Below are 14,792 nucleotides of genomic sequence, written 5' to 3' on the forward strand. Positions count from 1 at the left end.
GGTGGGCGGAGGTCCCTCGTCCACCCTCCGCCTCCGGTCCCTCACGACCACAGGGCCTCGCCCAAGGCGGCTCCCGCGAACGCCGCGACGAGGCCCACCACCACGCTGCCCGCGACGTTGAGCGCGGCGGAGCGCCTCGCCCCCGTCTCGGCCAGCCGCAGGGTCTCGTAGGAGAAGGTCGAGTACGTCGTCAGCGCCCCGCACAGACCGGTGCCGAGCAGCAGCTGAAGGTGGGAGCCGGCGGCGCCGGCGACGGCCGCGCCCGTCAGCAGACCGAGGACCGCGCAGCCGACGACGTTGACCACGAAGGTGCCCCAGGGGAAGGCGGAGCCGTGCCGGGACTGCACCGCCCGGTCGGTGAGGTAGCGCAGCGGGGCGCCGACCATCGCGCCCGCGACGACCAGCAGCCAGTTCACGAGCCCTGCCCGGCCTTCCCGCCCGGGTCTCCCTGGTGGCCGTACCGGACCGCGCGCCCCAGGAGACGGCGGGTCGCGGCCGTCGCGGCCCAGACCGCGGCCAGCGCCACGACGACCGTCGCCGCCAGGTAGGCCACGGCGGTCGCCGGGTGGCCGGAGTCCGCCAGTCGCTCGATGTCCACCGCGTAGGTCGAGAAGGTGGTGAAGCCACCGAGCACCCCGGTGCCGAAGAAGGGGCGGAGCAGACGGTGCGGCGACCGGAACTCGGTGACGACCACCATGAACACGCCGATCACCGCGCAGCCGACGGCGTTGACCCCGAACGTCGACCAGGGGAATCCGCCCGGGTGCGGGGGCCACCACAGGACCGCCGCGTACCGGGCCACCGCGCCGATCGCACCGCCGACGGCGACGACCGCGACGACGGGCGCCTGGCCGCGCAGACCGGTCCCGCGCGGCGCTCGCGCGTGGCCGGGAAAGCTCTCGGCATCGGGGGTTGTCATGCCGGACGTCTCCTCCTCGCCGGGCCCCGGGCACGCGGCGCCCGCTCTCGCGAAGAGGGACCGTCGACGGCGCCGACGCCGTGCTTCGGGTACGGCGGGCCGCTCCGCCGCGTCGCGCGCACACGGCGGAGTCAGGTTAACTCCACGGCCGCGCCACCGTCACTTCGGCGCCGGTGCCTCCCGCACGCCGGCGCCGCATGCCGCGTCGTGGACCGACGGGGCACCGCCTACCAGCCCTTCTCGAACATGCGGGCCACCTCGGCGATCCGGATTTCGTCACGGCGGTAGTAGAGGCGGCGCCGGATGCGCTTGGCGCGCAGCAGGCCGAGGTCGGTGAGGAGGGTGAGGTGGGTGTGGGCCACCGCGCGCCGCACACCGAGCTTCGCGGCGACCGCGCCGACGTCGACGCCGTCGGTGACGAGGTCGGTGCGGCGTCGGCGTGGGAAGTGGGCGGCCGGGTCCTTGAGCCATTCCAGGATGCGCAGGCGGGCGTCGCCGGCGGGAGTCCTCAGCATCGCTTCCCCCTTGGTCCGGACCCTCTACGTGGCGTTTCCCCACTGTGGCTCCGGGCAAGCGGCCGCAGCCCGCGCACGGCCGGAGTTGACCGGGATCGAAGGGGCTTTCGACGCAATGTCGCGGGAGGCGGCTTCGGGAGGCGGCTTCGGGAGGAGTCGTCAGGTGGAATCGCCGGGAGGAATCGCCGGATGGAGTCGTCGGCGACGACCTGCGGCACGGGTTGCACGCGCACTAGTTGCACCTTCAATAAATGACCGGATCGGTGTTACCGTGCGGACATGGCAGCGAACACGGTCGACACCTCTCTGGAGCAGCGGTGGCGGGACGTCCTGCGGGTGCACGCCCGCACGATGGGGGAGATCGACCGCGTACTGCATCCGCACGGGCTCGGTGCGAGCGACTTCGAGGTGCTGGACATCCTCGTCGCCGAGACGCCCGAGGCGGGTGACCACTGCCGGGTGCAGAACCTCGTGGGCCGGGTGCACCTCAGTCAGAGCGCCCTCTCCCGTCTCATCGGCCGCCTGGAGAAGGACGGCCTGGTCGAGCGCAGCGTCTGCGTGGAGGACCGGCGGGGGGTGTGGGTCTCCCTGACCGAAAAGGGCCGCGCCCTGCACGCGGAGGTGCTGCCGTTGCAGCGGGCGGCGCTGCGGCGGATGCTGACCGCCTGAGCCGGACGGGGCGCGTCCCCCTGATGGGGGGCCACCGCTGGGGTACCTGGTCGTGACGGGCTTCGAGCCTCGGGAAAGCCTGCCCAGACGGGGCCGCGAACACGAGAGGTAGCGAACATGACCGATTCCGACGCGACCGCGCTCCAGCTGCTGAGGGAGCGGGCCGACAGCGGGGACCCCGACGCCATCGACGAGCTGGTCGAGCTCGCGGGCGAACGCGGTGACCTGGACGAGCTGCGCCGGCTCGCGGACCGGGGCAGCAGCGCCGCCACCGACCAGCTGATCGAGGTCGCCACCGAGCAGGGGAACCTGGACGAGCTGCGGCGGCTGGCCGACGCCGGCAACACCACCGCCGCCGATCAGCTGCTGGAGCTCACCACCGAGTGACGGCCTGGCCGTTCACAGGACGAACTCGGCCCCGTCCGCGAGGACCTCGACCCCCGTCCGCCCCGCCTGCGCGCAGGCCGCCGAGGCGGGGTCGAGCAGGGGGCTCGCGTCGTGGAGGCGGGTGGGGACACGGCGCGGCCCGGGCGGAACCACCGGAGCCGTCCCGGCTTCGTCGGCCGACAGGAGACAGCCACTGTCCAGCACCGCGCAGTCGGCCCCCACGAGCAGCTCCTCGGGTGCGGCGCCCGGCGCGGTCAGGCGGGGCGCGTAGACGAGGACACCGCCGGTGGCCAGGTCCTCGATGCGGTACGCCGTCACCCAGCTCTCGTCCGCCGTGCGCCGCGGCAGATACGACGGCGCCGACGTGCCGACGGGGTGGGCGGTGACCACGAGGCCGCCGGAGAGGACGAATCCCCCGGCGGTGAGGCTGTCGCACCACTCCCAGGGCTCGTACCGGTCGACCATGGCGCGGGCCGGGGTGAGCGCCGTGAGGACCGGGGGCGCGGCATACACCTTGAGTCCCGGACCTCCGCGCAGTTCGGTCAGCCCGCCGACGTGTTCGGGTTCGGCGTCGGTCAGCAGCACCCCGCGCACCGGGGTGGCCCGGGGGCCGGGCGCGGGCCACAGCGCGGAGGTGGTGGTGAGCTGGGCGCGGATGTCCGGCGAGGCGTTCAGCAACCACCAGTCGCGGTTGTTGCCGGTGACGGCAGCCGCCTCCTGGGTACGGGAGGGCAGCTTGCCGTCACGCGCGGCGGCGCACGGCGCGCAGCCGCAGTTCCACCGCGGGAAGCCGCCTTCGGCCGCGGTGCCGAGCAGGACGACCCTCAAGACGACCCCCGACGTTCCTTCGCTGTGGATCCTTCCGGTGGGGTCTTCCCACCGCGCGGGGCGCGACCACCCCGCCGCGGGGCAGATTTCCGGCCGACCTCGGTGTCCTTCGGCCTGGCGGACACCGTGTGACGTGGGCGTTCACCAGAGGTGAACGCCCGGTCTCAGTGCTGCGGCCGGGCCAGCAGGGCCCGCACCCCGTCCGAGGTGAGCGTCAGACCGTGCGACGAGCTGCCGTCGATGGTGAGGGACAGGTCGTCGGACGGCCACTGCGAGGCGAGGGCGCCGAGCGGCACGAGGCGGTACCGGGAGACGAACGGCAGCAGTTCCGCCATCTCCAGCTCGGAGGTGAACACGGGCACCACCGGCCGCCCGTCCGGTTCCTCCAGGACGGGCAGCGCCACCGCGCCCGGGTCGGCCGCCTCCTCCTCGACGGCGTCGTCCGGCACGGGGATCAGCACGTCGCTGCTCGCGAGCGTGTCCAGCGCCGCCTCGTCCTCGGTGTTCACGACGAGCGCGTCCAGTGCGCGCTGGGCCGGTGTGGGGGTGGGGTCGTTCGCGGGTGTCTCCATGGCGGATTCCCTGATCGTGGGGGTTCGGGGGGCCCGCCCGGGCCAAGATCGGTCCCCGGTGCGGCCCTCGACGCGTACCCCGGCGGGGCGCGGACCATACCCCGCCGGCCCGAGGAATCCTGCCCAGCGGACCTGCCGTCCCCCTTCTGCGGCCCGTACGTCCGCGTCCCGCCTCCCGCAGCCCTGCGCTTCCTGCCGACCGCCCGGGAGGCAGCGCCGAACCACCCGCCGTGGCCGCACCGCAACAGCGTGCACCTCGCCCTCGCCGAGCGGCGGCGCGGCGCGATACGCGGGGGTGGCCAACGCGCGGAGCGAGGGACGTCGCGGGAGCATGCCGTAGGCCCGTCACAGGGGATGAGGAGGTCACACGAGGCACATGGCGTCGGGGGCCCGGCGGGGGCGTGGGCGGAGGTCAGCCGAGCGACCCGGGTGTGACTCGGGGGTGCGGAAGGGACGAGTCGGGTGCGGCCGAAGGGCGTCCAGGGGCTGTCCGACAACTCGCGTCGTCGCCCAGAGGGCGGCCGGACGACGTCAGGTGCGTGCTCTGGGGGTTCCCTTGCATGGGGCCGTCCGGCGGACGGGAATTGTCAGACAGGCCCCGGGTGCTTCGGGGGGCCTCCTGTCGGCCCGTCGGCGCGGCCGGCGCCGTAGTCCAGCTGCTGCGCTGTCCTCACCAGCGCGGCGAGCGGGTCACTCGAAGGAGTGCGCGGCACCACCCGGACACCCAGGGTTCTCCGCACCCGGAGACGGACCAGCCATCGTGCGGCCGTGATCCCTGTCAACCGTCTTCCCCTTTCCAGCACTTCGGGGACTCCAACGCCCGGCGGCGTCGTGCGCCAGGGTAATTCGCCATACCCCGCCACCCTTTCCACCGCGTAGAAATATCCACCGGTTCGGGCACGGCGAAGCCAATCAGACAGCCGGAAATTCGCACAAGATGCGCGCTTGTCGTGCATACGTGCGCGGTGTGGTGGGGGCCCGCCGCCAGGGCACACGACGAGCGGGCCCCGCCGGAACCGTCCGGCGGGGCCCGCGAGATGTCGTTGTGTCAGTTGCTGTGGACGCCCACCTCATAGAGCGAGTAGCCCCAGTCGGTGGCCCGGCCCAGACCCTGGACGCGGACGTAGCGGGCGGGCGTCGCGGTGAAGCGCGCGGTGTCCAGCCCCCCGTCGCCGGCGGTGGTGGACCAGACGGTCCTCCAGTCGGTGCCGTCGGTGGAGAGCTCGACGCGGTACGCGTTCCCGTACGCCCGCTCCCAGTCGAGCGTGACGCGCCCGACCAGGTTCGTGGACCCCAGATCGATCCGCAGCCACTGGTCGTCGTTCCAGTCGCTGGCCCAGCGGGTGTCGCGGTGACCGTCCACGGCCCGGCCCGGCGCGTAGCTGGTGAAGGGGTTCCACTCCGCCGAACTGGCCGTGGCCGACGCGCCCGAGGCGAGGTTCACTCCGGACCGGTGCCGCTCGGACGCTCCCCAAGTGCCGAGGTAGGACTCGGCGCCCCGGAAGAGGTCGTCCACCACACGCTGACCGCCGACCCGCCGGATGTCCTCGATCCAGTCCGGCACGAGGCCGTAGTGCGCGGCTCCGTCGGTGTTCAGGTCCCAGGTGCGCTGCCCGGTGGTCTGCCGGTCGAGGACCGAGCCGCCGTCGACGCTGCGGAAGGGGTACTGCACCGGGTTGGGGGCGTTCGCGCCGCGCGGTGCCGGCCAGCCGCCGACGCCGTTCATGTCGGTGCCGTACCCGTAGCCCACGCCGTACTTCTCGCGCAGCGCCACGGTCCGGTCCGCCTCCGCGACGAAGCCCTCGGAGCCGTGCATGTACTGCGCGATGAAGCCGCCGAGGGAGTAGACCCGCTCCGTCCAGTCGAGGTCCATCCAGCTGTGCGAGGACAGCACGCCCGGGTACGACTCGGCCTCGAAGATGTCGAGGACCCGGCCGGTGGCCTTCACGCTCATGTGGTCGATCTCGAGCATCATCTTGCGCTGCATCATGCCGCGCACGGCGTACTCGCCGAGTGCGGTGAGGCCGCGGACGTTGCACTGGGCGTCCGCGGCGTAGGAGGGCACGTCCACCCCGGCCGGGAGTTCCTTCTCGGCCGCCGGTGCCGCCGCCCCGCCGATGGGGTTGTCGTGCTGCGGGCCCGTGCACTTCTCCGTCTTCCAGAAGGTCCCGGTCGACAGGAACTGGCCGACGTTGATCGCCGTTCCGAGGCCGCCCGAGTCGAAGCGGACGCCGCAGAGCGCGTTGTCGAACTTGTGGCAGAGGAACATGCTGCGCACGCCGAGGGCGTACAGCTCGTCGAGGCCCTTGTCGATGTCCTCCTTGCTGCACTGCGCGATGTCCAGGATCTGCTTGCAGCCGAAGGGTTCGGAGGTCTCCACGCCCAGGATCACGGCCAGCTTGCCCTGCTCGACGACCTGGCGGGCCTGCGCGCTGTCGGTCACGATCCGGAACCAGCCCTTGCCGGGCCCGCCGTACATCTTGTCGACGTAGGCCTGGAGGTCGTACGTCAGCTTGGCCTGGAGCCGGATCGACGTCATCTCGTCGCAGCTGCGGTCCTTGAAGAAGTACACCGAGCAGATCACGCCGTTGGTCACGAGGTCGTTGACCATGACGCGCTGGCCGCCGCGCCAGGCGCGCTCCACCCAGGCGTAGTAGTTCTGCTGGTGGGTCAGCGAGTCGTGCGCGGGCCAGTCCTTGAACGTGGGCCAGCCCGCCGGGTCGTGCTTGCCGTCGCCGCCGTTGGTGATGAAGTCGAAGATGGCGAGGGAGCCGTCGGGATAGTGCTCGGGACAGTCCTTGAGGGCGTCGGCGACGCCGGCCTCGGAGAAGGTCTTGCCGCAGATGAGCCGCCCGCCGAACGCCTCGTTGGAGAACAGGTGGTTGTGCGCGTCGACGAAGCCGCGCACCTCGCCCTGGGCGTCGGTCCCGGTGAACGGCTGGCCGGTGACGTTGATCTGGGAGTCCGGGGCGGGCCGCGCGGTGGGGTTCCACCAGTCGGTCCCGGCGGCCGAACTCGGCGCGGGGCCGAGGACGGTGGCGAGCACGAGGAGCAGCAGCGACACGACGGTGACATGCCTGCGGCGGCGGTTCGGGCTTCGTGGAGCCAGGGTCATTACCCACGTCCCTCGGTCGGCGGGATGGCAGGGGCGCCAGGGGCCCTCGGATCCTTGGGCCCTGGCCCTTCTGGGGCCGCTACTGACGGGTTGTCATGAACGGCGAGAGATATGCGTCGAGGATGGCCAGCGGTGCCGATGACGTCAAGAGCCGTGCGTGGGGCGTCTGTTGACCGGTACCGGTACGGCCGTTCCCCGGTCCGCCGGACGTCTCGGCGGACCGGGGAACGGGCCCGGGCCCCTCGGGTCAGTCGTCGGGGCACTCCTTCCACGCCAGGTGGTAGATGGTGCTGATGTCCCCGTCGGTCGAGTCCATCGTCATGAAGCTGGTGCTCGCCGGGTCGGAGCTGCCCGCGTTGACCCGCAGCTCCGTGTTGATGTTGAAGTTGCGCTGGACGCCGCAGGGCGCCCACACCAGCTGGGCCCAGTCGGTGGAGTCGGTGGCCTGCCAGTTGTCGTTGTAGGGACCGCGGAAGGGGTGGCTCCTGAACTCCGTGTTCGAGGAGCCCTGGAAGTAGTACGAGGCCCGCTGCACGCTGCTCGCGCCCGGCTGGAGGGCGGCGAAGCCCCGGTAGTCGGCGCTGGCGACGGCGTACGTGAAGCCCTGCGGCACATGGACGATCAGGTTGAGCTGGCAGTTCTTGCGGAACGCCGTGGGGTCGGAGCCGGCGCCGACCTGGGCGAGGTACTCGCTGTAGGTCACCGTGAAGGCCGTGTTGTCGGGCGAGACGGCCACGGCGGCGGTGCCCTGCGGGCAGCCGGAGCCGTTGACGGTGGCGACCTTGATGACGATGCGGTCCGGGGGCGGGTCGACGATGCCGGTCGACGGACCCTGCGCGGGTACCGCCGTGGCGAGCAGCGCGCCGATCGCGCCGCTCATGAGCAGGCCAGCGGCCATGGTTCTCCCATCTGTGCTTTCTTCGAGGCCGGACGCGGCCTCCGAACGGGGGGGTGGCAACCACGATGGTTCAGTCATGAACATGACAAGCTTGTACGTGTTCATGGCGGACCTGTCGCGCTCCCGACCCCGGGAGGCACCTGTGAAGACGCTGTGAAGGTCGGGAGCGCTCGCATCGTAGGGGGCTCGCCGATCGGGCGGCCAGGGCTGGATCCGGACATCCCCGTCGACCGGAGGCGCCTCGCGCACTTCACGCCCGAACGTTCCGGGGCCTGCCGCCGTCGTAGCGGTAGCCGCTCCTCGGGCCGAAGGGACTGCCATCATGACGAGTGCACGCCTCGGCGACCGTGCCGTGTTCGCTCCCCGGCCGATCGCCGGACCGCTCGCCGCACTGGTCGCCGGATTGCTGTGCGCGCCTGCCGCGTGCGGCAGCGCACAGCGCGCGACGGACTGGGAGGAACCCTCCTCGTACGCGTACACCCTCCTGTCGACCGAGGGCGAGCGATCGCTGATCGGGACGTTCCGCGTGACCGTGCGGGACGGCGAGGTCGCGACGGCGGTCGGCCTGGACGACAGCGGACGGCGCGTGGTCCGGCACGATCCCGACGCGGTGCCCACCCTCGGGGAGTTGCTGAGGGAATTCGACCGGGCCCGGCAGGACGGCGCCGACAGGGCCGAGATCGAGTACGCGGCGGACGGGCATCCACGCAGCATCGTCCTCGACCGGGACGAGCGGGCCATCGACGACGAGGCCACCTATGTCATCAGCGCCTACGAGCCGCGGGCGCGGTGAGATGAGGCACGGCCGGGCGAGGTGAGGCGCCGGAGCCGCCACCGAACCGCTTCCCCGCTCCCGCACACGACTTGGCACACCTTCCCGCGCCGACCCGATCCCCGGCACGACTCGGCACACCTTCCCGCGTCGCCCGGGTCCCCCGCACGAACCGGCACACCTCCCCTCCCCGTCCCGGTCCCCCGCACGAACCGGCACACCTCCCCTCCCCGTCCCGGTCCCCCGCACGAACCGGCACACGTCCCCTCCCCGTCCCGGTCCCCCGCACGGCCCGGCACACGTCCCCGCGTCGTCCCGATCCCCCGCACGAACCGGCACACGTCCCCGCGTCGTCCCGGTCCCCCGCACGACCTCGCTAGCCGCTCCCGCGTCGACCCGCTCCCGCCTCGCGGCCGCCCGAACCGGCCAGCCCCCGCATCGTGGCAGCCGAACCGTCGAGCCCCCCGCCTCACAGCCGACCGGACCGGCGACCACGCCCCTGACCGGCGTGACGCCATCGGCCGCCGAGGCGGCGGCACTCGCTCCGATCCGCGGCGACTGACAGCCCGCGCGCAGGGGTATCTCTCCCGTCGCACATAATGTGCAAGTACGATCGGCCAGCAATAAGAGTGTGAGGCTCATGACGACCCGTCGAACAAGAGGAGCCGCCGTCGTGGCGGCGATGGCGGCAGGGGTCGCCGCCTGTTCCGCCCCCAGCGAGGGCGGCGCCGGCGGCAGCGCAGCCGACTCGGTCGTGATCGGGGTGGGCTACGAGCCGGACACCTTCAGCCCGCTGCTCGGCTACGGCAAGGACGGCAATTCCAAGATCTTCGACGGGCTGCTCACCCGGGACGCCGACCTCGCGCTGAAGCCCGCGCTTGCGAAGTCGCTCCCGGAGATCGGCGACGACGGCCTGACCTACACGTACACCCTGCGCGACGGCGTGAAGTTCAGCGACGGCGAGCCGCTCACGCCCGCCGACGTGGTCTTCACCTACAAGGCCGTGCTGGACGAGAAGACCAACAACACGGCCAGGAGCGAGCTGGACGCCGTCAAGGACGTCCGCGCGAGCGATGACGACAAGGTCGTCTTCACCCTGAAGTACCCGTACGCGCCCTTCGCCGGGCGCACGGTACTGCCCATCACTCCCGAGCACATAGCGGGCGAGCAGGACCCCAACACCGGCTCCTTCAACACCAAGCCGGTCGGTACCGGGCCGTACGTCCTCTCCGCCTGGAGCAAGGGCGAGAAGATGACGTTCAAGGCGAATCCGCACTACTGGGGCGGCGCGCCGAAGGTGAAGACGTTCACCATGGCGGTCATCACCGACGACAACGTGCGCGCCACCCGGCTGCGCTCCGGCGACCTGGACGGCGCCGTCCTGCCGCCCAACCTCGCCGCCACCTTCAAGAACGACGACGGCGCGAAGTCGTACGAGGCGAGGTCCTACGACTTCCGCACCGTCACCCTCCCGACCGCCGGCAAGGTCACCGGCGACCGCGCGATCCGGCAGGCGCTGGACGCCGCGGTGGACCGCGAGGCCATGGTCGACAAGATCCTCGACGGCGCGGGCACCCCGGCGTACGGGCCGCTGCCCGTCGACGATCCCGCCTTCGCCAAGGACGTCGAGCGCACGCAGGACCTGGCCAAGGCCCGGCGGATCCTGGACGCGGCGGGGTGGAAGCCCGGCGCGGACGGCATCCGGGCCAAGAGCGGGCAGAAGGCCGCGTTCACGCTGCTCTACCCCTCCGGCGACAAGGTCCGCCAGGACCACGCCCTCGCCTACGCCTCCGACGCCAAGAAGGCCGGCATCGAAGTGAAGGTGGAGAGCGCCACCTGGGAGGTCATCGAACCGCGGATGAAGGACACCGCGGTCCTCGCGGGCTTCGGCAGCACGGGTGACCCCGACTTCGGCCTCTACACCCTTCTGCACTCCTCCCTCGCCGGCGACGGCTTCAACAACATGGCGCGCTACGACAACCCGGTCGTGGACGAGGCGCTGGACACCGGCCGCCGTACCCAGGACCCGGGCGAGCGCAGGGCCGCGTACGAGACGGTGCAGCGCGAGCTGGTGAAGGACCCCGGCTACACGTTCCTCACCCACATCGACCACCTCTACGTGCTCGCGGACCGCTGGAACGGGCTGACCACCCAGCTCGAACCGCACGAGCACGGCTTCGCCAGCGGCCCTTGGTGGAACATCGAGGACTGGCAGCCCAGGACATGACGCCACTGCCCTGGGGGGCGATGGCACGACTGGCGGGACGGCGGGCCCTGTTCGCCGTCCCCGTGCTGCTCGTCGTGACGTTCGGCGTGTTCGCCATCGCCGCGGCCTCCCCCTTCGACCCCGTCAAGGCCTACGCCGGCACGGCCGCGCTCGGCGCCGACCAGGAGACCCTGGACCGGCTGCGCGACAACCTCGGTGTGGACCAGTCGTTCCCGGCCCGCTGGTGGGAGTGGCTGACCTCGGCGCTCACCGGCGACCTCGGCCACTCCAGCGTGCTGCGGCAGCCGGTGGCGCAGGTGATCGGCGAACGCCTGGTGTGGTCCACGCTGTTGTGCGCGGTCGCGTTCACCGTGGCCGTGCTCGCCGGGACGATCCTCGGGGTGCTCGCCGCCCGCCGACCCGGATCGATGCTCGACCGGGCCGTCACCTCGCTCGCCTACACCCTGGAGGCCGCGCCGGTCTTCTGGATCGCCCTGCTCGCCGTGTGGCTGTTCGCCCTGCAACTCGACGTGCTCCCGGCGGGCGGCCTGACCGACACGGCCAGCGAGCGGGTCACCCCCGGTCAGGTCGCGAGCCACCTCGTGCTGCCCGCAGGGGTCCTCGCCGTCTCCCAACTCCCGTGGTTCGCCCTCTACGTACGGCAAGGGGTCGGCGACGCCCTGGCGGAGGACCCGGTCCGGGGCGCACGCGCCCGGGGACTGGGCGAACGCACCGTCCTGCTCGGGCACGCCCTGCGTTCGGGACTGCTGCCGGTGCTGACCCTGATCGGCTCCCGCGTTCCCGAACTCATCACCGGAGCGCTGCTGGTGGAGAGCGTCTTCAGCTGGCCGGGCATCGCCGCGGCCACCGTCGAGGCGGCCACCGCCGTCGACTTCCCGCTGCTCGCCGCCCTGACCACCCTCGCGACCGCCGCCGTCCTGGTCGGCAACCTCGTCGCCGACCTGCTCTACGGCCTCTTCGACCCGAGGGTGAAACTCAGTGACATGTGACCGTGGTGATTCCCGTGGCTGACACCGCGCTCCCGACCGAGCGGCCGGCGCCGACCGCGTGGCGCGCGGCCGGCACCGCCCGCCGCTCGACCCGCGCGCTGCGTGTGCGCGTCTCCGCCACGCTGGTGACCCTGACCGTCCTCGCCGTCCTGCTCGTCCCGCCGCTGGCGCAACTCGACCAGCAGGCCGTCGACCTGTCCGCCAAGCTGCTGCCGCCGTCCTGGGACCACCCCTTCGGCACCGACGACGTGGGCCGGGACCTGCTGCTGCGCTGCGTGTACGGCCTGCGGGTCTCGCTGCTCGTCGGCGTCGCGGCGGCGCTCACGGCGACCGTGGTCGGCACGGCCGTCGGCGCCGCCGCCGGCGCCCTGGGCGGCTGGTTCGACCGGGGCATCATGCGCCTGGTCGACACCTTCTCCTCCGTGCCTCATCTGCTGCTCGGCATCTTCATCGTCGCCATGTTCCGGCCGGGGGTCTGGCCGGTGGTCGTCTCGGTGGCGCTCACCCACTGGCTGTCGACCGCGCGCATCGTCCGCGCCGAGGTGCTGTCGCTGCGCGCCCGCCCGTACATCGACGCCGCCGTCTCCGGAGGCGCTTCGCGGTGGCGCGTGGCGGTACGGCACCTGCTGCCCGGGGTGCTGCCCCAGGCCGCGCTCGCCGCGGTGCTGATGGTGCCGCACGCCATGTGGCACGAGTCGGCGCTGTCCTTCCTCGGGCTGGGGCTGCCCACGCACACCGCGAGCCTGGGCACCCTCATCCAGAGCGCGCGCGGTTCGCTGCTCGCCGGGCAGTGGTGGCCGACCCTCTTCCCCGGCCTGTTCATCATCGTGCCCACCCTCGCCGTCGCCGGGCTGGCCGGCGCCTGGCGGGAGCGGATCAACCCCCGCCGCCGATCGGAGCTGATGCTGTGACCGAGCGACCGCCCCCCGGACCGGCCGAACGTCCGACGCGTCACCCGTCGTCACCCTCCCCCGGACAGTCCCCCGTGCTCTCGGTGCGGGGCCTCTCCGTGCGCTTCCGGATGCCGGGCGGGGCCCACGTCGCCGCCGTCACCGGCGCGCACTTCGACGTGGCGGCGGGCGAGTGCCTCGCCCTCATCGGCGAGAGCGGCTGCGGCAAGTCCGTCCTCGCGTCCGCGCTGCTCGGCCTGCTCCCGGCCAACGCCGAGACGGCCGGCGAGGCCCGGCTCGGCGACCTCGACCTGCTCCGCGCCGACGAACGGACCCTCGCCCGACGGGTGCGAGGACGCCGGATCGGGCTCATACCGCAGAGTCCGGCCGCGCACCTCACCCCGGTGCGCACCATCCGCTCCCAACTGGAGGAGACGATCCGGGAGCTGACCCCGGTCCGGGGCCGGGCCGCGCTGCGCGCGGCGGCGGAGTCGGCCGCCGGCCGTGCCGCGTTCCCCCTGGACCACCTCGACCGCCACCCGCATCAGCTCTCCGGCGGCCTCGCCCAGCGCGCCGCCACCGCGCTCGCCCTCGTCGGCGACGCCCCGCTGCTGCTCGCCGACGAGCCGACGACGGGGCTCGACCGCGACCTGGTGGACCGTACGGTCGACGAACTGCGCCGCCACGTCGACGGCCGGGACGACACGGGCACTTCGGTCACCGCAGGCGCCCCGAAGGGCACCGACGCTCCGGCCGTCTCACGCGGCCCGAAGGACTGGGGCACGCCGACCGTCGCGGGCGACCCGGAGAGTACGGGCGCCGCGGTCGACGCCGACGGGCCGGGCACGCCTGGCGGTGCCGATGGCGCGCGGGACGGCAAGGGCACCCGGGACGCGCACGGCACCGGGCGGGCGCTGCTGATGATCACCCATGATCTGGCGGCGGCCGAGCGCATCGCCGACCGGATCGCCGTCATGTACGCCGGGCGCATCGTCGAGATCGCCGACGCCACGGCGTTCTTCGGCTCCCCCGGCCCCCGTCATCCCTACAGCCGCGGCCTGCTCCAGGCGCTTCCCGACCGCGCCTTCACCCCCATTCCCGGCCTGCCCCCGGAGCTCGGCGACCTGCCGGCCGGCTGCGCCTTCGCCGCGCGCTGCGACCGGGTCAGCGACAGCTGCGCCGCGCCGCCGCCCCTGGCCGACTCAGTCGCCTGCCATCACCCGCTCACGGGTCACGGCGCCGAGACGCCGCGACCCGCCGCTCCGGCTCCCGAGGACATCCGTGCTTGAACTACGCGCCGTCACCGCCGGATACGACCGCCACGCACCCGTCGTACGCGAGGCCTCCCTGGCCGTCGCGCCGGGCGAGGCCGTCGGGCTGCTCGGCCCGAGCGGCTGCGGCAAGTCCACCCTCGCCCGGGTCGCCGCCCTTCTGCACCGCCCGGACTCCGGCACGGTGCTCCTGGACGGCGAGCCGGTACGGCAATGGCGTCACCGCGCGCCCCGCGCGCTGCGCACCGCCTTCGGGGTCGTCTTCCAGCAGCCGCGGCTTTCCGCCGATCCCCGCCTCAGGCTGACCGACCTGATCGCCGAACCCCTGCGCGCCACCGGCCGACGTGACGAGATCCCCCGGCGGGTCGCCGAACTCGCCGACACGGTCGGCCTGACCGCCGACCTGCTGCGCAGGCAGCCCCATGAGGTCAGCGACGGCCAGCTGCAGCGGGCCTGCCTCGCCCGTGCCCTGGTCCTGCGCCCCCGCTGGCTGGTGTGCGACGAGATGACCGCGATGCTCGACGCCTCCACCACCGCCGCCCTGGTCGCGGCCGTCGAGGAGTACCGCGCCACCACCGGCGCGGGACTGCTCGCCGTGGGCCACGACCGCGTGCTCCTGCACCGCTGGTGCGACCGCACGGCCCCCTGGGAGACGGTGTGCGGCAAGGAACCGGTCGCCGTGGGCGAGCCGGGTTCCGGCGGCGCCTGATCCACCGGGCTCGCCCTCTGTGGCACACGCC

The 14,792-nt window shown here is 72.9% G+C and carries 15 protein-coding genes; 8 read left to right on the forward strand and 7 right to left on the reverse strand.

Annotated features, from left to right (window positions below; genetic code table 11):
• Positions 1 to 41: 41 nt before the first annotated feature.
• The 3 genes from crcB (ACZ7LV_RS18780) to ACZ7LV_RS18790 form a co-directional block, all read right to left on the reverse strand.
• Positions 42 to 416 carry a fluoride efflux transporter CrcB gene (gene crcB, locus ACZ7LV_RS18780; RefSeq protein ID WP_471940575.1) on the reverse strand — a complete coding sequence of 125 codons (375 nt, stop codon included), beginning with the start codon at positions 414 to 416 and terminating at the stop codon, positions 42 to 44.
• Positions 413 to 919 (reverse strand): fluoride efflux transporter CrcB, encoded by a 507-nt coding sequence (crcB, locus tag ACZ7LV_RS18785; RefSeq protein ID WP_471940577.1) that lies wholly within the window; start codon positions 917 to 919, stop codon positions 413 to 415. Before crcB (ACZ7LV_RS18785) ends, crcB (ACZ7LV_RS18780) begins: the two co-directional genes overlap by 4 nt.
• A 227-nt stretch (positions 920 to 1,146) precedes the next feature.
• Positions 1,147 to 1,434 (reverse strand): ArsR family transcriptional regulator, encoded by a 288-nt coding sequence (locus tag ACZ7LV_RS18790; protein ID WP_471940578.1) that lies wholly within the window; start codon positions 1,432 to 1,434, stop codon positions 1,147 to 1,149.
• A gap of 279 nt (positions 1,435 to 1,713) precedes the next feature.
• Here ACZ7LV_RS18790 and ACZ7LV_RS18795 point away from each other — a divergent pair, with 279 nt between their 5' ends.
• Positions 1,714 to 2,103 (forward strand): MarR family winged helix-turn-helix transcriptional regulator, encoded by a 390-nt coding sequence (locus ACZ7LV_RS18795; protein ID WP_471940579.1) that lies wholly within the window; start codon positions 1,714 to 1,716, stop codon positions 2,101 to 2,103.
• Between the two features lie 117 nt (positions 2,104 to 2,220).
• Complete coding sequence (locus tag ACZ7LV_RS18800) at positions 2,221 to 2,490, forward strand: hypothetical protein (RefSeq protein ID WP_471940581.1); 270 nt, start codon at positions 2,221 to 2,223, stop codon at positions 2,488 to 2,490.
• A gap of 12 nt (positions 2,491 to 2,502) precedes the next feature.
• Here ACZ7LV_RS18800 and ACZ7LV_RS18805 read toward each other — a convergent pair whose 3' ends face one another.
• The 4 genes from ACZ7LV_RS18805 to ACZ7LV_RS18820 form a co-directional block, all read right to left on the reverse strand.
• Positions 2,503 to 3,318 carry an MBL fold metallo-hydrolase gene (locus ACZ7LV_RS18805; protein WP_471940582.1) on the reverse strand — a complete coding sequence of 272 codons (816 nt, stop codon included), beginning with the start codon at positions 3,316 to 3,318 and terminating at the stop codon, positions 2,503 to 2,505.
• Positions 3,319 to 3,482: 164 nt separating this feature from the next.
• Complete coding sequence (locus ACZ7LV_RS18810) at positions 3,483 to 3,890, reverse strand: SseB family protein (protein ID WP_401671289.1); 408 nt, start codon at positions 3,888 to 3,890, stop codon at positions 3,483 to 3,485.
• Between the two features lie 1,048 nt (positions 3,891 to 4,938).
• Positions 4,939 to 7,005, reverse strand: coding sequence for a galactose-binding domain-containing protein (locus ACZ7LV_RS18815; protein ID WP_471940584.1), 2,067 nt, complete (start codon positions 7,003 to 7,005; stop codon positions 4,939 to 4,941).
• A 247-nt stretch (positions 7,006 to 7,252) separates the two neighbouring features.
• Positions 7,253 to 7,903: a DUF4360 domain-containing protein gene (locus ACZ7LV_RS18820; RefSeq protein ID WP_471940585.1), complete on the reverse strand. Its 651-nt coding sequence runs from the start codon at positions 7,901 to 7,903 to the stop codon at positions 7,253 to 7,255.
• Positions 7,904 to 8,225: 322 nt separating this feature from the next.
• On the opposite strand from ACZ7LV_RS18820, the gene ACZ7LV_RS18825 reads away from it, so the two are divergent.
• From ACZ7LV_RS18825 to ACZ7LV_RS18850, 6 genes are all read left to right on the forward strand, one after another.
• A complete protein-coding gene (locus tag ACZ7LV_RS18825) occupies positions 8,226 to 8,696 on the forward strand; it encodes a DUF6174 domain-containing protein (RefSeq protein WP_471940586.1) in 471 nt (156 codons plus the stop codon).
• A 619-nt stretch (positions 8,697 to 9,315) separates the two neighbouring features.
• Positions 9,316 to 10,902 carry an ABC transporter substrate-binding protein gene (locus tag ACZ7LV_RS18830; protein ID WP_471940588.1) on the forward strand — a complete coding sequence of 529 codons (1,587 nt, stop codon included), beginning with the start codon at positions 9,316 to 9,318 and terminating at the stop codon, positions 10,900 to 10,902.
• Positions 10,903 to 10,922: 20 nt separating this feature from the next.
• Positions 10,923 to 11,891 (forward strand): ABC transporter permease, encoded by a 969-nt coding sequence (locus ACZ7LV_RS18835; RefSeq protein WP_471940978.1) that lies wholly within the window; start codon positions 10,923 to 10,925, stop codon positions 11,889 to 11,891.
• Positions 11,892 to 11,896: 5 nt separating this feature from the next.
• Positions 11,897 to 12,802, forward strand: coding sequence for an ABC transporter permease (locus ACZ7LV_RS18840; RefSeq protein WP_471940979.1), 906 nt, complete (start codon positions 11,897 to 11,899; stop codon positions 12,800 to 12,802).
• A 110-nt stretch (positions 12,803 to 12,912) separates the two neighbouring features.
• A complete protein-coding gene (locus tag ACZ7LV_RS18845; protein WP_471940981.1) occupies positions 12,913 to 14,070 on the forward strand; it encodes an ABC transporter ATP-binding protein in 1,158 nt (385 codons plus the stop codon).
• A complete protein-coding gene (locus ACZ7LV_RS18850; protein ID WP_471940590.1) occupies positions 14,063 to 14,761 on the forward strand; it encodes an ABC transporter ATP-binding protein in 699 nt (232 codons plus the stop codon). The genes ACZ7LV_RS18845 and ACZ7LV_RS18850 overlap by 8 nt, the downstream gene beginning before the upstream one ends.
• Positions 14,762 to 14,792 lie beyond the last annotated feature (31 nt).

The organism is Streptomyces sp. NPDC107562 (assembly GCF_055657325.1).